The following is an 18,802-nucleotide window of genomic DNA, read 5'->3' as shown; positions in this document are numbered from 1 at the left end:
TTTTTATTCTTTTATCCTTCAGAATGCTGCACTGATTTCCTGCCGGCAAGGTATCCTTCTGTATAGGCATCATTCAGCTTGTTGGCTGAAAGAAGTCCGACTGTAACCATGCCTGCAATGCAGCCAGCTGCAGTTCCTGCAGCAAATGCCATTGCCATCATTTGTACCATCCTCCTTTCACTGTGAATCATTGAATGCACCCGACAGTGCTGACGGGTGTCCCTTCATTATCAGTAGCCCATCTTTGCATTCCTTCTGTCATCAACGCGCTTGCCGTTCATGTAGATTGCCGTGTTCTGGCCACTTGTAAAGAAGCTCCTTTCAGCCCCGGCATTCTCTAATGCAAGAGATAGCTCACCTTTTGACATTTTTTCAGCACCTTCGATATGGAGTGCCTGGGCAGCTGAAAGCTGCTTTTCCGTTGGCGAATCAGCGAATGACGAAGACGATCCACCGCTCTGATCATATCCAGCTGAACCTTTGGTTGCGCTGACTCCCTGAACGGGAGCACCATACATGCCTCCATAAGATTTGGATGAGCCCATGGCTTTTTCTGCGCCCTGGGTCTCCTGAGCTCTGTCATATGGATGTGAGCTTGCTGTACGCCATATCTGCCTTCCCTTGCCAAGGGCTCCGCCACTGGCCCTGCCACCCTTCGTGAGACTGGCAGCACCGGACCTCACGGATCCTCCGATTCCGCCCGCTACGGCACCAAGTGCCTTTCGCACGGCTCCGGAATCCTTTGCGACGGCCTTCTGGTATCCAAGTCTTGTTCCGCCGGCCATTCCGATGCCAAATCCAGCTGCACCGGCTACAGTGCCTGTAGCAACGCCGGCTGCTGCTCCTCCTGCTACCTTGCCGATTCTTACTCCGGATGCAACCTCGGAAAGTCCTTCTGAGATACCCATTCCCTGTCCTCCAAAGAATCTTGAAAGAGACGTTGGTGCAGACTTTATCGCTGCAAATCCGCCGATGACCAGGAACAGCTTTCCAAGCGTTCCGATCGTTCCATCACCAAGAGCTGCTGTGATGGAATGGTTCGTAGCAAGGTAAAGGATGAGATATGTAAACCATATCTGCAGAAACAGTATGATATAGCTTCCAATGATCGTGCTTACCCACTGATGAAACTCTCCCTGTCCTTCTCCTGTAGGCTCGATGAGCGATGATATCGTATAAGGGGCTATCAGGTAGAGCATGATGATTGTTAGAAGCCTCTGCGTCATGCTTATCGCCAGGCCAACAAAGTTGACTGCTGCAAGAACTGATATAATGATCATCAGGAACAGGCTCGCCCAGTTCGGGAAGAACAGGTACTCGTCATCCGCCTGCCGGTTGATGTCGAATGTGCTGGAATCATAGGAATATCCATCTGATTTTTCCTTTCTTGCCTCGTTAAGGCTTCGCTTCTTATTGACAAGGTCTACCTGCTCAAACGAACTTAGCCTTCCTTTTTCATTGGACGCCTCGAGCCTGCTAACTTCCTTCTCAAGCTGGCTGATCTTTTCATCAGTGGACCTCGTGTATTCATCGAACTTCTTGTTGCCCATGAGATGGTTTGTTTCCATCAGAACGTCCGATACCTTGACAGTCTGCACGTCAGTAGGCAGGAACATGCCAATCCCATTGATGAGATCAATGGATACTGAATTGACATACTGCATTCCGATAGGTGCAAGTGACAGAATAAGGCTTGTCACGCCTATCATCATCACCGTCCTGATGGGCTGTACTTTCTGCCTGTATCCATCATTCAGCATGAAATAGAAGTAGATCTTGACGACCCTGTAAGTTATGAAGAGAATCAGGAAGACACCAGCAACTGCGAACCAGCTTGATATGCTTCCCTTGTTGTAGAAATCAATCCTGGCGATTCTTATGACTACATCCCAGATTGTATCAACACCCCATAGAAGAGTCTTGATGATTCCCCATATGATGTTTCTGATAAATCCTTCTACCTTTCCTCCTATGTCAAACATCTTTCTCCCCCTTTCTGTCTCCCGTCATCACTGACGGGTTCCTGGTATCAAGCTTGCTGGAATCTAGACCAGTCCAAAGATCTGATAGATGACATTGATCAGTTCAGCTATGATCGTCACGATAATGATTCTCTTGATCATTCGGAAAGGCTTATGTCTTTCCTTCTCGTCCTCATCCTTGACAAACCAGTTGATGAAGCTGACAAGGCATACTACCAGCGAAACGAGAGGAACCGCCCAGATAAGGAACTGCGTGATAGGATCGATAAACCCTTTCACCGTCTGCTTTGCCAGCCCTCCGTTAAATGTAACAAGCACTGAGGGCATGTAGGCAGTCAGCCTGTTAGCAAGTAATAAAGTATTCATTTCTTTCCTCCTTCCCGTCACTACTGACGGGCATCAAAACATCATTTTAAATGGGTCCTTTTTCAAGGACCCATTCAAATCTTCTTAGTTTTCCTTCTTCTTTCTTGAGATGCCGTAGATAACAAGCGCTAATGCTGCGATACCAGCCATAAGCACATATGCCATGATCTGAGTATCATCACCAGTAACGACGGCAGCCGCTGCAGGGATAATTGCTCCGGCAGCTGGCAATGGTGTATCAGCATAGGTAATCTCATATGTTTCACCAACATTCTTCAGTTTCTCGTCAACAACAACCTTAACGACTTCTTTTGATAGGCTGTAGCCTGTTGGCGCTTTTGTTTCCTTTATATAGTATGTTCCGAACTTGAGTCCCTTGAACACTGCTGCGCCCGCAAGGATGTCAGCATCAGCCGTCTTGATTGCCTGAGTGCATGCCTCGTCAGCGTAGAGAGTGAACTCAAACTGCTTGGATACGATTGCCTTCTTTGTGATTGCATCGACCTTGTTGACCTTGATGTCAGTAAGAAGAGGTCTGAACTTGACTGTCTGGCCTTCGTCATTGATGTCAGCATGAGTCACTACAAGCACGCCGTCCCTGTAGAGGCTCTCGAACACTACTGTATCGACGCCTTCCCCAAGGTGGATGCCGTCAAATGTAAACTTCACTTCAGCCGTGCCTGATGACTCATCAGGAGTGAATACCGTCTCCGCAGTAATAGGTTTTCCGTCCTTGTCAGCAAGCTCCTTGCCTGTTGCCTTGTCCATGAGAGTGCCCTTGAGGGTGTATTCCTTGCCAGGAATGAGATTCTTGTATTCAACCTTGTCAGTAAGCACTGTGCTGTGGCTCAGGTCAGCTTCCTTCTTGCCGTCAGAAGTTGCCTCAGTTCCGATTCCTGGCCACTCAATCGTCTGGCCTTCGTCCTCGATGTCAGCATGAGATACAACGAGAACGTCATCCTTGTAGACATTCTCGAATACGACAGTAGTCTTTCCCTTGAGAAGCTTGCTAGCAACAGTGAATACGACATTCACTGTTCCGTCCTTTTCATCTGGAACGAACTCAGCCTCAGCTGTGACAGGATTTCCGTCCTCGTCAAGGAATTCCTTCCCTGTCTCCTTGTCCATGAGAGTGCCCTTTACCTTGTATGTTTTTCCAGTCTTGAGATTTGAATAGCTGACTGTATCAGTGATTTCAGTTGTACCCTCTTCATCGTAGTCGATTGAGTCATCATGGCTCGCTTCAGTCTGCGCTCCAGGGAACTCAAGAGTCTGTCCCTTGTCATTGATGTCTGCATGAGATGCAACAAGAGCATTGCCCTCATATGCTTCCTCAAATACGACAGTAGTCTTTCCCTTGAGGATTGATGCAGGAACGCTGAAGATGACATCAACCGTGCCGTTTCTGCCAGCAGCAGTGAATGTCTTCTCTGCCTTGATTGCGTTGCCTTCCTTGTCAGTCATGGCTGCATTTGTTGCCTTGTCCATGAGAGTGCCCTTTACCGTATATTCCTTTCCGGCAACGAGGTTTCTGTAGGCAACCGCATCCCTGATCTCGATCATCCTGTCTTCGTCAGCACCGTCTTTCTTCTCGCCTTCCTGATATTCAAGCGAGTCAGTGCCCTGAGAAGTAGCAGTAGTAGTAAGCTCTGGGTAGAATACTTCCTGCTCCTCATCGCTGATGTCAGCATGTGAGGCTACATGAATTCCTTCTTCGTACATGTCTTCAAACACGACAGTGCTCTTGCCCTTGAGCAGTCTTGAGTCAAGCGTATAAACAAGGTCAACGCTTCCGTTTCTTACGTCAGCTGTAAATGTCTTTTCAGCAGTGATTTCCTTTCCTGAGGCATCCTTGAGTGCTCCAGCGTCTGATCCGTCAGCATTCTTTACATGAAGAACGCCTGTAACCCTGTAGCTCTTTCCTCTGATGAGGTTAGTGTAGCTTACGGTATCTGTGATCGTTACCTTTTCACCGAATGTTCCCCTGTGGCTCTGGCTCTGGTTGTCTGTAGCCTTTGTCTTGATTTCGATTGGCTCTCTCTCATCCTTCATGTCAACCTTCTGCATGTCCTGAGTAAGAGTGAACGTGACAGGAGCGGCAACCTTGTATCCTTCAGGTGCTGAGAGTTCTGTAAGCGTATAAGATGCATTGGAAGGAAGATTACTTACGACATGTGTGCTTCCGTCTGAAGTCCATTTGTCGATGAGCTTTTCGTTTGCATCAGTCAGCTGAAGAACTGCGCCTGGAATTTCCTTTGATCCAGTTGCATCAACCTTGCTGATCTGTACGCTTGCAGTGCCAACGAAATCAGCACGTAAAGATGTAAAATTGGTAGGATCAACCGTATAATCCCAAGAAGCTAAATCCTGTAAGCTAGAAGCCGGAGTCTTCCAAACAATAGCCTGGAACTTAAAACTTCCCAGATTTATATTTTGTTTATTAATTGATCCTGAAAATGTTTTAGGAGCAGAAAGATAAAGTTGATCTCCAGCCTTGAGACTAATAGTTGTTCCGCTTTGACCTGTTGTAATATTGTGAATAGTTACATTTGCATTACCAGTGTCAAATGAAGCAGAAGATGGGTTACCTACACCATTCACCATAAATGTCTCAGATTTTTGAAGACCTGATTCTGAATCATACGTAATCTTTGGATTTGTGTTTGAGAATTTTAAATGCTTCGCTATTGGATCATTTTTTCCACTAATCCATGAAAGGAAGGAAGCCGCCTTCTTTCTTGTCTTCTTTGAGCCATATACCTGATCAAGTGCAAGCGATGTAATAACTCTCGCCTTGTCTGTTCGATTTCCTTCTCCTCCCCAGAAAGAGGCATCAGCTCCAGCAAAGCCATAGTAGAGAATCTTTCTCACTGTTGGATTGTCATAAACACTCGAATTTGTAGCTGTACCTGTGCCAGGTGTACCCTTCTCGTGCTCCATACAGAGCGCATCCCTTCCATTAACTTTGAACTTCCCTACAGTAGATCCGCTCCACGTTGCCTTTCCACCATAAGATACTGTAGCTGAAGCTGCATGAACTTCAGATAACTTGCCTGAAGATCCAATAACACTTCCGAAGCTGAATAGTGTGGCAAGCATCACTGTGCCTACCTTTTTCAATAATGGTCTTGTATCCATTTGATTATTTCCTCCTTGTTGATGCCTAATCATTATTGTTTGTTTTATATTTCCCTTCTATCCCATAAACCACCCCCCTTTGATGTAATAAAAAGGAACAGTCATCGACTGTTCCCTGTAAAACTAATGAATTTTCATTGCATTAATCAATTGCATCTTCAGTTAATCATTGTCATCAATTGCAGTCCAGTCATCATGGCCTGAGAAGCCTTCGTAATCTTCAAAATAATTTCCATCATCTCCATAAGGTTTTCTTTCACCAGTTTTTTTAGTTGTAACTGAATTGCCAGATGAACCTGAGCTTCTTCCAGATTTTGGTTGAGACTGTCTTGCATTGTTATTCTGCGATGATTGAGTAGAAGGTGTTCTTCTGTTAGAAGATGCATTGCTTCTATTTCTTGATGCGTTTGATGGGGTATTCGTCTTTCTTGGAGTATTGGAAGACTGAACACTGTTTTTTGACTGACTTTTGGATATAGCAGCATTGTGACTAGAAGAACCACTCGCCTGTGTCGAAGAACCTGTAGGAGTTCCATTGTTTGTATTTGATGGTTGACTTTGTGACACTTTATTTTGTGATGATTGAACAGTTGTCTTATCAACAGGCACAGGTTTAGCATTCACTGTCACCTTGCAGGTAATATCCTTGCTGGCCTTCTTGAAGACAATCTCCGTAGTGCCAGCCTTGACGCCTGTCACCTTGTAGTCAGCCTTTGTCTTGGCAATCTTCTCCACGCTTGCAATATCCTCGTCCTTTGATCTAGCGCTAGTCTTGCTGTCGCCGTTCTTTACCTTTAGCGTGAAGCTTTCCCCTTCAGTAAGTGTCTTTGCCTTCTCAGAGAGGCTGATTTTCTTTTCCGGAGTCTTCTTACCGGCTCCCTGACTGCTGCAACCAGATAGAGCAGCCGCCATCACTGCTGTAGTGACCAGCCTTGCAAGTACTTTAAACTGTTTTTTCATGATGTTCTTCCATCCTTTCCTTTTTCTTAGTACGATATCATAATAGCATGAAATCATTCCCGGATGTTTCCTTATTTTCTTTGTATTTTCTAATTTTCATGGCTAGAAAACAAATCCATTCAGTTAATACAACCCTTAAAAATTTAAACCTCACGTTTGAGGATATCCTTAATGAGCTTTCAAAAGGAAACGATCTTAAGGCTATTGAATATGATAAAATTAGAGATTATATGATAAAAAATCATCTAGATGAGCAAATTACTTCTAAAAGATCATACTACTCGTACGACAAAATATCTGTCAACTAATCTCACATAGCCATTGAGATAGAACCATTCATATTCATTTAGGCATTCAAGAATGCCTACCGTTAGTTTCAATTCGTGAGCCCCCAATGAATGATCATTGAAGGAAGAACGGATTGTGTCTATATGATTTTCTATCCACTTTTTATCATACTCTTCATTATGATCAGTGATTTCCTCCCAGAACATGACTTTTTCATACTCATCTTCCGTAATCCACTTACTATCTCTAAAGTCGACAATACGAAATGGATTTTCTTCAGGCATTTGCAAGTGATCAAGCATGGTATAATATCTTCCATCCTCAGCCGGCCTTGTTTCATATATACTTTTCATTGTTCCTCACCTTCTGTTTTAGTCATAGCCTTTCCCATTTACCCTTCTTCACGATACCATAATACTAGGAAACCCTTCACAATGTTTTCCTAAATTTCTTTGTATTTTCTAATTTTATGGTGGAAGTCATTTCCACCTCGATATGCCTATCAAATTCTAAAAAGCTTATCATTTTGCGACAGCTCAACAACAATGTTTGCTCTGTTAATCACTTCTCTTGGAAGCTTATCCTTTAATATAGAAATGATCAGCTGGACATTCTTGTATTCAATAAATTCAGATATTTTTGTAAGTTGATTTCCATGCATCAGCTCTTTTTTGTCATTAAGAAGAAAGTGCAAGCATGGAAGTGACTCATCATCGGCAAACAAAGTATACGCAAGATCAAAGCAAAGTATCTCTCCTTGCTTCTTTCCCGAACTCATGTTTGAGTTGAATGTACTGAACACATAGACAGGTTTACCTGTTCTTTTGTTTTTTTCAATATTGTAGGTCAGTGCATATCTTTCTCCATAGAGCTCATTCGATACAGACGCAAAATGTTTGTTGAATTTATTGATTTGTTGCTTAAGTCTTTTTTGGAAGTCATCCGAATACAGATATTCATCAATTCCTCTCAGCTCCTCTTCAAGACTCTTTAGGCTTGCCTCAGCTTCATCAATCTTTTCAAGAATTCCCTCATATTCGCCCTTCATCCTGTATTTTTCATTCAGCTGAGATATTATCTTTTCAAGGTCTTCAAATGAATCGCTTTTCTTGATCTTCGCAGACAGCTTCACTTCACCATCAAGCAGCCCCCTAAGGATTGTCTTTTCTTTGCTGATGTCCTCTTCGATTGCAGGCAAGTCTCTTGCAATAAAACTAATCTTTTCCACTATCATTCTATTATGATAGTTCACAAGGTCTTCAAAGGATTTCTGAAGGGATGGAACGAAAGCCTTTGCCTCGCTATAAAGCAGCTGTAACTGATCCATGTCAATGACAGAAATATCCTTCTCCATCTCATTCTTTGCTTCGTTAATCATGTCCCTTCTCAGTTCAAGTCTTGTGATGCTTGAGGATTTCCTGTTGATTTTGTATCTGATTTCATTGAGATCATCAAGGTCCCTTTCAAAGTCTTCATTGATGTTCAGCGAGTTCTTTTTCCTGTTTAGGTCCTGAATTTCATCATTGATGAGGTTGAGGGCAACTTCGTATGAATTTCGCTTTTCCTTCTTCTGAAGCCTGTCCATGTAGCTATGCTCCTGCTTGATTTCATTTGTCAGAATCTGTTTTCTAGCTCCACTGTCAACACCGCATCCTAGCAGGTAAAGATAGAGAGACTCATATTCAACATCTGATGTATACGGGTTCAGCGTCTTTAATGTCTTGTTCAGGCTATCATCACGATATCTGATATTGTGCGAAATGATCTGCCTGAATGTAGGCTTGTCATTATCATTATTTGGAAACAGTATGCTGCAAAGCATCTTTTCAAATTCCTTCTTACGGATTTGCTTTCCATCTATTCTCCGTATGTTCTTTTTTCCATTCAAAAAGTTTCTTTCAATCACCACTTTTTTTCTGCTGTTAGCATCCTTTGAGGAGCTGACCAAGGTAAGAGTAATGAGCACTTCATTTTCTTCAAGAAAGGCTTTTATCTCTTCATATCTTTTCCCCTTGTTCTCTTCATCTGTGTAGATATCTTTACCTTCCCCGCCAAGACAGAAGTTGATAAGTTTGAGTATTGTTGTCTTTCCGACATTGTTGCCTGTCATTGTCCTGTCGTCTGATGAAGGAGTATCATCAATGATGAGATTCAGCCCCTGCCTAAAATTAAGCTCACGTATAGTTGCAGTCTTATCTGAAATCACTAGGCTATCTATAAACATTTGGAAATCACCCCGTTTTCGTCAATGCTTGCTGCCTGAATGAGAAAAAGCCAGTCAAGACTGAGCATATAAATTGAAAAAGACATTGCATTTTCTTCCTTCAGTTCATGATAAAGCTCTACCATGCCTAAATTACCTTTGGCATTCAGTTTTGAAAGAATAATATAGCCATTATAATATATGCTCATTTCTGGATGAATATTATCAGGCATCAGCATGATTATAGCCCTCCGGATTGTAAAATATCTTGCATCTTATGAATGCATCAACTACCAGAATGCCAGCACAAACCTGAAGCTCATCTATCGGAATGGTAACAAAGTTGCTGCTTGCGGAAATAATATTCATTACTTTTTCTATCGTAAGAAGAAAAATATCAGTTGCATCGTTTTTTTCGTTTCTTGCCTTTATGTACTGGGTTTTAATAGACTGTAGGACTGAATATCTTTTGATTTTTCCTTCCCTGTCAAATTCATTGTAGATTTCATCTATCCTATGATAGTAGATCTTATAATCATCGATGATTTCCTGAACGCCTGTCAATTCGTTAAAGTCAATCTTATCCTGAATTGCAAAAGAGTTGATTTCAGGCGATGCTACTTCAATTTTCATTACTTCACTTGATAGGATGTTTAGAACAGTTGCAAGGTTGGACTCAATCTTTTGATAGCTCACATCATTACCAAGCTCATTTTTAATGAACTCATATAGATTTTTCAGTTCAGTAGTTGATAAGTTAAGGATCTTTCGCATTATTGTGTTAAGATCAATGATATCGGTATCAGGATTGAAGACTATTCCTTCAGGAGAGTCATACTTAGCAGCTTTTAATGAACGAGCGTCTAAAGAGACAGAAATAAAAACAAATCTGTAATTGGGATATCTGGAATAGATATTACTTTTCAGGGAAGATGAGATCTTTGTTCTAGTACAAGTAGACGATACCTGGGCAAGAATATGATTGGTTTCATCAAAAAGATCAATTCCCTCATAATTTTGTGAGATAGTATTCATATTTTTGAAATCATAGCCATACAGAAGATTGAGAAAGTCCCTAAAAAAATACTCAGAATGGATGTTCATATCCAACAGGTTCAGCCTGCCTCTACGTTTTATCTCGTAGACAAGAATAGACAGCCGGCTTTCAATAAAGTCAAAGTACATTTTTCTATTCATTTGTGCTTACCTCAAACAACTCATACTTTTAATCAGCTGGCAATCATGCAGATCCCGGAATGGAATTCTTCTTTTTCTAAAGAAAGTCCTTGAAAATCTCATAAAGACAGCTGTTATCATAATTCCCATATCAGAACAAGTTTTCTCTAGCTCAGTCTTTAAGCATGTATAAAGTTTAAAATTTATATTCGATGTTTTTTCCATATAGCAGTCCCCCAATAGTTACAAAATAATGATAACATAATGAATGCAGATGGCAACAGATAAAACAGTTCGTGAAAATATAAAATCATTTTAAAGTTATGGTAGAATCTATTATTTAATGGCATCCTTTCATAATTTCACAGTCATTTCCACCTTTTATAACTATCTGCAACATCCGCAATAAAAAAGTCCTGATAAAGGACTTTTTTATGAATATTCATTTTACTTCAGTCTTCTTTTTTGACTGGTCATGATCTCCTGTATTCTTTCATCATGAGCATCGCTGACTGCCTCGTTAAGAGATACAGTCTTTCCTACATTCGTAACATCCAGTTCCTTTAAGCAAGGCTGCAGCCACAGATACTCCCTGGCCATTCGCTGAACGATGACGGTCGCCTGCAGTAAATTGAGGTTTTTCCTGGATATATAGCCTGAACCCTGTCTGTGTTCGAATCCATGTTCTTCCAAATATCTTCTGATATCCATGTAGGCATTGTGCCAGTCTCCGTCAGGATACCACTCCTGCAGGGCCTTAGTGTCAAGGTCAAAGTTCAGGTACTTCCGGCTCATGAGAAATACGCTCTTTGCACTTCAATGAAATCTGCCTTGCAGTGTTCTATGTGGTCATCCAGGTCCCAGTCCCATGTCTCTACGCAGTCAAGAAAATAAGGGAACTTATCTGGAAAGGAAGCTGTGCAGCTGAAAGCGCCGATCTTCCCGTCACCATTGTAGAAGAAGACGCCATCTGATACTTCAGGTATTCCCTTTCTTTCAAAGAACTCCCTGATAGGTTCCATGGCTTCCTCCTCCGTCAGTCCATATTCAAGCAGCTTGTCTCCGTCAAATCTGATTGTCATTTTCATATGATATGGTCTCCTTTCTTCATAATAAGCATATTCTTAGCGAAATCTTTCATTATCGTAGTATGTCATATCCTGTGCCATCTGCTTCCTAAGGATGGACCAGGGAGACTGAAGGACATTCACTGTCTGCATGAAGCTGATATACCCTGCCAGCTCATCTACATCGCCAAAGAAGCGTTTGTATCCTTCCAGCAGGAGCCAGAGGACTGCCTCAGCCGCAACCCATATCATGATGAGCTCGAAGCCTCCTCCCTTGGTCAGAAGGTCCCCGATCATGGGGGTCATGCCAATGAGAATGTCCAGCAGGGAGATTCCTCCGGCGATGATGAAGCAGACGAGCAGCAGCCTGCCTGCAAGTGTCACGATAAGATGTGCTGCAACCCACAGCGTCCTGATAATGAATGCAATAAATGTCTTCATGATGGTCTCCTTCTCCCGTCAGTGCTGACGGGTGTTGCTTTTTGTATTTACATCATACCATAATGCCAGCGGAAATTGTGATATTTCATGATGATATCATGTCTTTTGTTCTGGCTGATGCCCTGAATATCATCTGCTGCTGGACACCAGCCAGGCGTCTGTCTTGTTGCTAGAACTCCATTTCAGCGGCAGCGTCATCAGGCTCAGGAACTGCATCTTCCTTTGGCTGGGAATCCTCTGCCTGCCCAGGCTTCTTCTTCCGTCCATGAGTGAAATAGCTTCTGTCCACGACAACATGCATGTCCAGCTTGCCCTTGAGCTTGCCATCCTCTCCTTCGATTTCCTTGAACTCTCCAATGAGGTGCCCCGTGAATGCAAATTCATCGCCCTGATGAAGATATGTCGTGATGAATTCTGCATTCTTGCCGAAGGCCATGCAGTCAATGAAGTTTGTGAATTTCGTGTTGACCTTGTAATAGTCTACCGCAAGGATGAAGCTCGTATAAGGCCTGTCATTGTCAAGCGTCTTAAGCTCTACCTCTGTTGCGATTCTTCCTAGTAAGTTGATTATGTTCATTATGATATCCTTTCCCTTCTACATTTTCAGGCATATTACCTCTTGATTGCAGTCCCTCTGCTCTCCTGCAAGGGATACATGAGCCTATGGACAATCCGCCTGCGTGATTCCAGATCCGTTGAATCAATCCATTCCTTCATGGATATGTTTCTGCTGCTCAGGAACTCTTCCAGGTCCTGTTTCCATTTTCTGTTATAGCCGTTCCGCAGCTCATCATTCCAGTCCATGCCCTCGCTAGGAGGCAGCTTTGCACTGACGTGAAGGCCGGGAAAATCCCTGTGTATGTTCCGTATGATTTCCCTGGCTGCACTGATGCCAGCCTCATCGTTATCCATCATCACAGTGACATCGCCGATTTCCTTGTGTCTTCTCAGCTGGCTATAGAGCGCCTCCTGCTTTGCGACTCCATTGAGGGACAGGTAGTGCGCCCTCTTGTAGTATTCAAGATCGCCGAAGATGGACTGGACGGACATGATGTCAATAGGCGCCTCGCATACGACGAGGGATGCCTGGGCGTTCGTGAAATGCAGCGTTCCTGCAAGTGGATTGATGAACATCTGTCCCTTTGAATAGTCACTTCCAGCGACATCACGGACGAACTTCCGGCTTCCAATGCTTCTTACGCTTGCAAACACAGGCTTCATGTCCTCTATTTTGCGCTTTACCGTCCTTGCATCGTCATATGAAACGAATACCAGCTGATCTATGCTGTATTCCCTTCCTGTCTTCTCGCTCCTTCCCTTCATGACTCCCTGGTAGAGCCATCCGTTATCCAGCCATCTTCCGATCACGTCATCATATATGCCTCTTCCTTCAAGATATTCTACAGCCTTCCTGTCTGTGTCCGCTCTTTCCGGAAGCTTCAGCTCAGGTGACGTCCTGCTCTCGGTTAGCTGGACAGGAGCATGGGCATCAGTTGCCAGCTCCGGCTCCCTGTCAAGAAGCCTGCAGAGGTAGCAGATGGAATAGTCCACTGACCTGAACCGGCGGTTTCCGGTTGCCTCCTCACCAAACTCCATGAGAAAGCTTACAGCCTTTCCTGATGCTCCCGTTGACCAGCGCTTGAAGCGATTGGTATAGGGCCTTATCTGGCAGCTGTCGTGCTCCTCCATCTCGAGATAGCTTCTCTTGCTGATGAGATGGTATCCCAGCCTTTCTGCCAGCATTTCAATACTGCAGCTGTCTGCCCTGGCTTTCATTTCTATTCTGTTGTCATTATTGATCTGGTTGTTCTTGTAAAGCGTGATCAGCTCCCGCAGCTCATCCTTCGAATAGCTCTCAGGATGATCAATGCCAAGAACCCTTGCATAGTTCTTCTGCTTCTGTGTTGCATCGCTCATTGTCCATATCCTCCTTTCCTGAGCGTCATTCCCTTCGGTTTCTGTCTTTCTTTCATGACTGTCTGGGTGCTTCTTGTCAGGAAGTATGAGCTTCTTTCCCGGAGCTCACGGGGGAGATATAGAGCTTCGGCGGCTGCAGCCGTTATTCTCGAGTATGCCCAGTCATATCCATACTTCTGTTCATGCTCCTGCTCCAGCTCGCTGACAGGCATTGCCTGGTACTCGCCAACAACCTCATCCCTGGGCTTGTTCTCAAGCCCGTTCTCCAGGTCGTAGTCTGCACAGCGCTCTGCCATTTCCAGCTGCTCCTCAGGCGTTATCACGTATCCCTGCCGGTAGGCTGAATACGGATCCTGGCCAAGCTCGTCACAGATGCCCTTCATGCTGAAGCAGGTCATTGCAAGAATCATCTGATCCCACCTGTCAAGCGTATCCAGGTCCTTCATGTCAACCGGATCAAGCAGCTGGCTGGCATCACCTCTCTCCTCAAGGTAGCTGGCAGCAAGGGCGAAGAAGTTCCTTTCATAATGGTTTTCCGGAATGTTCAGGCTGTATTCATTTCCATAGAAGCTGATGGTGAATTCCCACTGGCCATATCTCGTCATTCTATGTCCGGCATAGTAGTCCTGAAGCCCCTCAGGCGTTGTGAACCTATGTCCGTCCAGCTCTGCATAGATGTCACTCATTTCCTTCTTCCTCGCTCATTTCCTCTTCTCTTCTCGCAAAGGCCTGCTTCCTTATGCGGTCAATGTAGCCCTCCTCGACAAGCATGTGATCCAGGAAATCCCTGAAGACCTGCTCAAACAGCTCTCCCTGAGATATATCGGCATCATCGGCAAATTCCTTGAACTGATCAACCATTGTCGGATCTGCGCGGATTGTCATTGCCTTCTGGTATCTGTTTGTCTTGTAGTGTGCTTTTCTTTTTGTTTTCTTTTCTGCCATTTTCCTTTTCCTTTCGTGTAAGTCCTGCCCGTCACTGCTGACGGGCAGGCAGGTATTAATGAGGGCAATATATAAATGACCAGTTCGGGCGGTTTATTCTTACCCGGAATTGGGGAATTGTAAATCACCCGTTTTGCGGAGATTATTATTGCCATCATCATGCATTTGTTTTTTTCCTTGCCATTCCTATTCATCAGCAGAACCCATGGCCTCAAATTGACGGACAAGAGCATTGTAGTCAGCAGCGAATGCCTGACAGCTCTCCTGAGAGGGGCTGATTATGAACTTGCCATTTCTGTAGGAGCACTTCACGCCCAGGACCTTGCTCATCTTCCCTGCGCTTCTTTCGAAGAGATCCTTCTTTCTGGACATGAACTCCTTCAGGCGATCCCTTTCTGCATCCTTCTCCTCCATTCCATTTTCTTCAGCGACTTTCTGCTCCGGTTTTTCTTTACCGTCACCATGAATCGCATTGATGTACTTCTGGACCGTCGAAGGTGAGCACTGCATCCTGAATGCAATCATTTCCCTTGTCCCTATCTTTCTTGGATCAAGATTTGCAAAGTATGCGGTCGTTTCGTTCTTCCACTCCTGTTTCTGCGAGGCGCTTGCCAGCTCAATGGCTCTCATCAGCATCCTTACATGTCCAAGCTTTGCGCTCTTCTCATCTTCCCTGACGATATTGGAATCGCACATCTGAAGAAGCTCCTCGTACTCATCTGCCGGCTTCGGCCTTACCGAGCACTGCACTTCCGGATTATCAAGCCTTCCGTGATCATAGAGCGCCCTGAGCGCCGTATAGCGTCTCTCACCGCCTATAAGCGTATAGGTCCCGTCGCCATTGGGATAGACTTCAAGAGGACTGTAGAGGCCATCCCTGTCGATGGCATCCGAAAGTTCCTCGATCTGGACGATAGGCATCTCGTTGAGCCTGTTGGTCATGATATCATCTAGGTCTATCATCATGTAACGTGCCTTGCCGTTCTGCTTTCTTTCCTTCTTTGGCATCAGCGCTGATAGTCCTGCATCCATTATCCCTCACCTCCTTCGCCAATTTCTTCAATCAGCGAGCGGAAATCGCCGCCGATCCTCGAGTCCGTGTCAAGGATGAAGCTTCCCACCTGAGCCGTTCTGGAAGCTATTGAATCCTGGTAGCCTATTGTCGTCTCGTAGAGGCATTCAGGGAAGATCTCCTTCAGCTTGCTGATATAGAGATCCTGTTCCGGACGTTTTCCTCTGTGGATCATCGTCATAAGCACATGAACCCTTATGTCAAACAGGTCCTGATCCCTTTCAAACTGCTCTATGTTTTCAACGGTTGTCACAAACCCCTCTAGCTCCGAAATGCCAACGGGCAGAGGAATTATGACATCCTGGCTTACAAGCAGGGCATTGATTGTTATGATGTTGTAGGTAGGTGCATTGTCTATGATTGCTACGTCATATTCCCTTCTCACTTCCCTCAGCGCGTGCTTCAGGCGGCTGAATGGCACCCTGTTGGTGACGGTCAGGGCTGCTGAAGTATTGATCAGCTCATGTCTCAGCGACGGGATGACATCCAGCGTCCCGCCTACATCCGTGTGCATGATGCATTCCCTGACGATTCCAGGGCTGTCCAGTGCCGCTTCCGACAGCACGGTGTTGATGTCCTTCTGCACCTCCGAGTGTGAATAGATGAAGTCCTTGAGCTCCCTGCTGACGCTGAAGAGGTCCTTTTCCTGGGGATGGAAGTCCCCAATGAATTCCTTTCTTGAGACTCTTCTGTAGTTGTCCATGAAGTATCTTGTTGCATTTCCCTGAGGATCCAGATCTATCAGGAGGACCCTCATGCCCTTGTCGCTCAGCCCTTTTGCCAGATTGACGCTCGTGGTAGTCTTGGATACTCCGCCTTTTTCGCTCATTACGCTTATTACTCTCATAGTTTCTCATTCCTTTCCTTTATCTGAGAAGCACCACCTAGCCTATTGATATTCATTGCAGCTAGACAGGCTACATGATGCTTCATGAAGAGGTATCTCCTGCTGACGGGCAGCCTGACATGGCCGCTCCATATGATGGGACAGGTCCGCCAATACCTGTGGCGAATCTGCCTGCATCCATCATGATTCCGTAAGGAACTTCGCACCAACTGTCGTCTTCCTCAGCGATGTCCCGGAAAGGTCACTCAGGATAAGGATAAGTCGTGGTGCAAGTATCATTGTCCCATGCCCAGCATCATGTCATCCACTGTCATGTGGATCTAGCCCTGGCTAGTGTCTTGTCGCTAAAGGACCCATCCTGCATAAAGCAGGTACTGTAATCAGCCTCTAGGAGTCCCGTCATGGCGCAGCCAGGACAAGCAACACTGAGCATGCAATGTCGTCAGCATGACTATTCTTTTGTCAGTGATCCGGGCTCAGCTGGCCCGCAGGACAGCATCAGCGGGAACCGTACTGAGGCTGCCCTGCCGGCCAGCGAGAGCTTTCTCTATTAAATAGACAAGTAACCTTCGGTTACTTATATATTTAATTTTTCATTGAATTCATGGAGCTATTTCTGATTGCCATCTGTCTTGGCGAGACGCTCGCCAGAACATCTCCTGCTCAGGCGCAGTGCTTCGTCTAAGTACTGGGCTGAGCCCCGGTATATCTCATCCACGAAGACATCAAATCCAAGCGTACCCCACATGTCGTCAACCTGCTCTATCACGAGCACGTGCTCATTAATTCTATGCACAACATTCTCAATCATCCGGCTTCCTCCTTACAGCTCATACCATTCCCTCACCACGGCATTGCATCTGGCGTCCAGCTCATTGAGATAGCCGTCAAGGCACTGCCTAAGTGACTCCATGTTGGCCTTGTAGGTGTTCCACTGGATGTTGTACCCCAGGCAGAGCGTCACGCCGTCAATGCTTGCCTGTTTATCGTAAAGTCTCGAACGTATCTTCTGGATCGTTCTCCTGAGCTCGACTGACAGGTATTCGTCCTCATCAAGCCCGCCTTTGGAAAAGCGATCGAACAGCGCAGCTAGGCGTCTGTTCATGTCCCTGATAATGTCATTCCTCAGTATCTTCTTGTAGAGCGTTGACTTCTTCTGACCCTTCTTGAAGCGTACGAGCTTGAAGTAATGGCAGTTGCCTGCATACTGGTCAGCAATCATGTTCTTCAGCGTCTCCCTGAGGACTTCGCGGGCATAGGAGAAGAGCTTCTTGAAGCCGGATACGCCGGCATACTTGAAGATGCGGCATTCGGTAGACGAGACATCCCTATGCTTCTTCTTGATGGGGTTGCCGTCCTTGTCTAGCTTGATTTCCCCCCTCTTGCGAAGGCGGATGTTGCCTTCGCTGTAGGCATGTCCCCTTGTCTCCGTCTCAGGATTCCACCAGTAGTCATGCTCGTATCTCTCATACTCATCAGCGCTCTCCCTGAACGGCCTGCTGAAGAGGATGATGTCTGCCGTGCACTTTGTCAGCGAGTGACTGAGGCTGAAGACCCACAGCAGGTTCCTTTCCCTGATCTTGATATCGAATCTGTACAGGAAACTGCGGATGAGATCCGCATATGCAATCCCGCGGGGCAGCACCGTTGGCAGCATGACTGTCAGCCTGTGTGCGTAGATGTTCTTGTACGTCTTTCCTGTTGCTCTCTTCTTCCTGTAGTTGGCAAGATGATCATCCTTGTAGGCCACCTGCTTCTCGATCAGCTCCTCATAGTTGCTGAATACGCTGTGAACCTTTCTCTCCTCCAGGAACGCCATCAGCTCTTCCCTTCCAATAGTGCTGTATTCAACATATGTTCCTTCGCTTGCCGTGCTGTCCAGCCACTCCGTAATTGTCTTCTCTTCCATCGAAAAAAGGGCTCCCTTCTACGGGAGCCCTTCGCCTTCTTGTGCATATTGCTTTTCTTTTTTTAGTTTTGGAGTATCATTAGGTGCCAGTTGATTATGAGTCTTGGAAACAAGACTTTTTTCTTTTTCTAAAAGAGGTGGAACTGATATGATCCCCTAAAGGTAGACAGTACAAATACACAAAATGTACTGCCCTGCTTTTAGGGGGTTTTATTATGGGAAGAAAAGCAAAATATACATTTGAACAGAAACTTCAGGCTGTACTGGATTATCAGTCAGGAAAGAAATCAGCAGTTGATATTGCCTTTGAATTAGATATGGGGAAAAATGGTGACAACAGAATACGTGAATGGTCGAATCTCTATAAAGCTAACGGGCAAGAAGCTCTCAAGCCTAAAGAAAGAAATTCATCTTACTCAAAAGAATTCAAAGATATGGTCGTTCAGGATTATGTACAGAACGGACTGTCACCGGACGAACTGGCAACAAAA

General features: G+C 45.0%; 21 protein-coding genes. 1 reads left to right on the top strand and 20 read right to left on the bottom strand.

Going from position 1 to position 18,802, the window contains the following annotated elements; all coding sequences use genetic code 11:
* Nucleotides 1-11: 11 nt before the first annotated feature.
* The 20 genes from T529_RS13090 to T529_RS0105820 all read right to left on the bottom strand — a co-directional run bounded on the left by T529_RS13090 (nt 12) and on the right by T529_RS0105820 (nt 18,311).
* Nucleotides 12-161 carry a hypothetical protein gene (locus T529_RS13090; protein WP_156032176.1) on the bottom strand — a complete coding sequence of 50 codons (150 nt, stop codon included), beginning with the start codon at nt 159-161 and terminating at the stop codon, nt 12-14.
* A gap of 69 nt (nt 162-230) precedes the next feature.
* The gene (locus tag T529_RS0105915; protein ID WP_033162695.1) at nt 231-1,982 is read right to left on the bottom strand and encodes a hypothetical protein; all 1,752 of its coding nucleotides are present in this window, start codon (nt 1,980-1,982) and stop codon (nt 231-233) included.
* A gap of 63 nt (nt 1,983-2,045) precedes the next feature.
* Nucleotides 2,046-2,348, bottom strand: coding sequence for a hypothetical protein (locus T529_RS12540; protein WP_051646876.1), 303 nt, complete (start codon nt 2,346-2,348; stop codon nt 2,046-2,048).
* Nucleotides 2,349-2,432: 84 nt separating this feature from the next.
* A complete protein-coding gene (locus T529_RS12535) occupies nt 2,433-5,486 on the bottom strand; it encodes a VaFE repeat-containing surface-anchored protein (RefSeq protein ID WP_051646875.1) in 3,054 nt (1,017 codons plus the stop codon).
* A gap of 162 nt (nt 5,487-5,648) precedes the next feature.
* Entirely contained in the window at nt 5,649-6,446 is a 798-nt protein-coding gene (locus tag T529_RS0105900) for a hypothetical protein (RefSeq protein WP_156032172.1), read from the bottom strand.
* Nucleotides 6,447-6,718: 272 nt separating this feature from the next.
* Nucleotides 6,719-7,087, bottom strand: coding sequence for a hypothetical protein (locus T529_RS0105895; RefSeq protein ID WP_033162693.1), 369 nt, complete (start codon nt 7,085-7,087; stop codon nt 6,719-6,721).
* A gap of 149 nt (nt 7,088-7,236) precedes the next feature.
* Nucleotides 7,237-8,958 carry a DUF2326 domain-containing protein gene (locus tag T529_RS0105890; protein WP_033162692.1) on the bottom strand — a complete coding sequence of 574 codons (1,722 nt, stop codon included), beginning with the start codon at nt 8,956-8,958 and terminating at the stop codon, nt 7,237-7,239.
* On the bottom strand, nt 8,949-9,176 hold the full coding sequence (locus T529_RS0105885; RefSeq protein ID WP_033162691.1) for an ABC-three component system middle component 6: 228 nt from the start codon (nt 9,174-9,176) through the stop codon (nt 8,949-8,951). Before T529_RS0105885 ends, T529_RS0105890 begins: the two co-directional genes overlap by 10 nt.
* Nucleotides 9,163-10,134, bottom strand: a complete 972-nt coding sequence (locus T529_RS0105880) for an ABC-three component system protein (protein WP_033162690.1) — start codon at nt 10,132-10,134, stop codon at nt 9,163-9,165. The genes T529_RS0105885 and T529_RS0105880 overlap by 14 nt, the downstream gene beginning before the upstream one ends.
* A gap of 426 nt (nt 10,135-10,560) precedes the next feature.
* Complete coding sequence (gene vapD, locus T529_RS0105875; RefSeq protein ID WP_033162689.1) at nt 10,561-10,908, bottom strand: VapD family protein; 348 nt, start codon at nt 10,906-10,908, stop codon at nt 10,561-10,563.
* On the bottom strand, nt 10,905-11,201 hold the full coding sequence (locus T529_RS0105870; protein ID WP_033162688.1) for a hypothetical protein: 297 nt from the start codon (nt 11,199-11,201) through the stop codon (nt 10,905-10,907). The genes vapD and T529_RS0105870 overlap by 4 nt, the downstream gene beginning before the upstream one ends.
* 36 nt (nt 11,202-11,237) lie before the next feature.
* Nucleotides 11,238-11,621 (bottom strand): hypothetical protein, encoded by a 384-nt coding sequence (locus T529_RS0105865; RefSeq protein ID WP_033162687.1) that lies wholly within the window; start codon nt 11,619-11,621, stop codon nt 11,238-11,240.
* Between the two features lie 169 nt (nt 11,622-11,790).
* On the bottom strand, nt 11,791-12,198 hold the full coding sequence (locus T529_RS12530) for a single-stranded DNA-binding protein (protein WP_051646874.1): 408 nt from the start codon (nt 12,196-12,198) through the stop codon (nt 11,791-11,793).
* Between the two features lie 35 nt (nt 12,199-12,233).
* Complete coding sequence (locus T529_RS0105855; RefSeq protein WP_033162686.1) at nt 12,234-13,538, bottom strand: toprim domain-containing protein; 1,305 nt, start codon at nt 13,536-13,538, stop codon at nt 12,234-12,236.
* Nucleotides 13,535-14,224, bottom strand: a complete 690-nt coding sequence (locus T529_RS0105850; protein ID WP_033162685.1) for a hypothetical protein — start codon at nt 14,222-14,224, stop codon at nt 13,535-13,537. Before T529_RS0105850 ends, T529_RS0105855 begins: the two co-directional genes overlap by 4 nt.
* Nucleotides 14,217-14,483, bottom strand: coding sequence for a hypothetical protein (locus T529_RS0105845; protein ID WP_074731717.1), 267 nt, complete (start codon nt 14,481-14,483; stop codon nt 14,217-14,219). The genes T529_RS0105850 and T529_RS0105845 overlap by 8 nt, the downstream gene beginning before the upstream one ends.
* Before the next feature lie 186 nt (nt 14,484-14,669).
* Nucleotides 14,670-15,515: a ParB/RepB/Spo0J family partition protein gene (locus T529_RS0105835; protein ID WP_033162682.1), complete on the bottom strand. Its 846-nt coding sequence runs from the start codon at nt 15,513-15,515 to the stop codon at nt 14,670-14,672.
* Nucleotides 15,515-16,402 (bottom strand): ParA family protein, encoded by an 888-nt coding sequence (locus T529_RS0105830; RefSeq protein WP_033162681.1) that lies wholly within the window; start codon nt 16,400-16,402, stop codon nt 15,515-15,517. Before T529_RS0105830 ends, T529_RS0105835 begins: the two co-directional genes overlap by 1 nt.
* Before the next feature lie 610 nt (nt 16,403-17,012).
* Nucleotides 17,013-17,213: a hypothetical protein gene (locus tag T529_RS0105825; RefSeq protein ID WP_033162680.1), complete on the bottom strand. Its 201-nt coding sequence runs from the start codon at nt 17,211-17,213 to the stop codon at nt 17,013-17,015.
* 12 nt (nt 17,214-17,225) lie between these two features.
* Nucleotides 17,226-18,311, bottom strand: a complete 1,086-nt coding sequence (locus T529_RS0105820; RefSeq protein WP_033162679.1) for a hypothetical protein — start codon at nt 18,309-18,311, stop codon at nt 17,226-17,228.
* Between the two features lie 215 nt (nt 18,312-18,526).
* Between T529_RS0105820 and T529_RS0105815 the strand changes: the two genes are divergently transcribed.
* Nucleotides 18,527-18,802, top strand: a 276-nt coding sequence (locus tag T529_RS0105815; RefSeq protein WP_081823075.1) for a hypothetical protein, incomplete at its 3' end; no start/stop codon positions are given.

Source organism: Sharpea azabuensis DSM 18934 (genome assembly GCF_000702165.1).
In the GTDB taxonomy this organism is placed as follows: Bacteria; Bacillota_I; Bacilli_A; order Erysipelotrichales; family Coprobacillaceae; genus Sharpea; species Sharpea azabuensis.
The sequence above is the reverse complement of the archived record's forward strand: the minus strand, read 5'-3'. Positions and strand labels throughout refer to the sequence as shown.

What these genes read in the sequence shown, in the direction of transcription:
- T529_RS0105825 (WP_033162680.1), bottom strand. Translation starts at nt 17,213, where the DNA reads ATGATTGAGAATGTTGTGCATAGAATTAATGAGCACGTGCTCGTGATA.
- T529_RS0105830 (WP_033162681.1), bottom strand. Translation starts at nt 16,402, where the DNA reads ATGAGAGTAATAAGCGTAATGAGCGAAAAAGGCGGAGTATCCAAGACT.
- T529_RS0105855 (WP_033162686.1), bottom strand. Translation starts at nt 13,538, where the DNA reads ATGAGCGATGCAACACAGAAGCAGAAGAACTATGCAAGGGTTCTTGGC.
- T529_RS0105885 (WP_033162691.1), bottom strand. Translation starts at nt 9,176, where the DNA reads ATGCTGATGCCTGATAATATTCATCCAGAAATGAGCATATATTATAAT.
- T529_RS0105865 (WP_033162687.1), bottom strand. Translation starts at nt 11,621, where the DNA reads ATGAAGACATTTATTGCATTCATTATCAGGACGCTGTGGGTTGCAGCA.
- T529_RS0105900 (WP_156032172.1), bottom strand. Translation starts at nt 6,446, where the DNA reads ATGAAAAAACAGTTTAAAGTACTTGCAAGGCTGGTCACTACAGCAGTG.
- vapD (WP_033162689.1), bottom strand. Translation starts at nt 10,908, where the DNA reads ATGAGCCGGAAGTACCTGAACTTTGACCTTGACACTAAGGCCCTGCAG.
- T529_RS0105890 (WP_033162692.1), bottom strand. Translation starts at nt 8,958, where the DNA reads ATGTTTATAGATAGCCTAGTGATTTCAGATAAGACTGCAACTATACGT.
- T529_RS0105880 (WP_033162690.1), bottom strand. Translation starts at nt 10,134, where the DNA reads ATGAATAGAAAAATGTACTTTGACTTTATTGAAAGCCGGCTGTCTATT.
- T529_RS0105845 (WP_074731717.1), bottom strand. Translation starts at nt 14,483, where the DNA reads ATGGCAGAAAAGAAAACAAAAAGAAAAGCACACTACAAGACAAACAGA.
- T529_RS0105850 (WP_033162685.1), bottom strand. Translation starts at nt 14,224, where the DNA reads ATGAGTGACATCTATGCAGAGCTGGACGGACATAGGTTCACAACGCCT.
- T529_RS12530 (WP_051646874.1), bottom strand. Translation starts at nt 12,198, where the DNA reads ATGAACATAATCAACTTACTAGGAAGAATCGCAACAGAGGTAGAGCTT.
- T529_RS0105870 (WP_033162688.1), bottom strand. Translation starts at nt 11,201, where the DNA reads ATGAAAATGACAATCAGATTTGACGGAGACAAGCTGCTTGAATATGGA.
- T529_RS13090 (WP_156032176.1), bottom strand. Translation starts at nt 161, where the DNA reads ATGATGGCAATGGCATTTGCTGCAGGAACTGCAGCTGGCTGCATTGCA.
- T529_RS0105835 (WP_033162682.1), bottom strand. Translation starts at nt 15,515, where the DNA reads ATGGATGCAGGACTATCAGCGCTGATGCCAAAGAAGGAAAGAAAGCAG.
- T529_RS0105915 (WP_033162695.1), bottom strand. Translation starts at nt 1,982, where the DNA reads ATGTTTGACATAGGAGGAAAGGTAGAAGGATTTATCAGAAACATCATA.
- T529_RS0105820 (WP_033162679.1), bottom strand. Translation starts at nt 18,311, where the DNA reads ATGGAAGAGAAGACAATTACGGAGTGGCTGGACAGCACGGCAAGCGAA.
- T529_RS12540 (WP_051646876.1), bottom strand. Translation starts at nt 2,348, where the DNA reads ATGAATACTTTATTACTTGCTAACAGGCTGACTGCCTACATGCCCTCA.
- T529_RS12535 (WP_051646875.1), bottom strand. Translation starts at nt 5,486, where the DNA reads ATGGATACAAGACCATTATTGAAAAAGGTAGGCACAGTGATGCTTGCC.
- T529_RS0105895 (WP_033162693.1), bottom strand. Translation starts at nt 7,087, where the DNA reads ATGAAAAGTATATATGAAACAAGGCCGGCTGAGGATGGAAGATATTAT.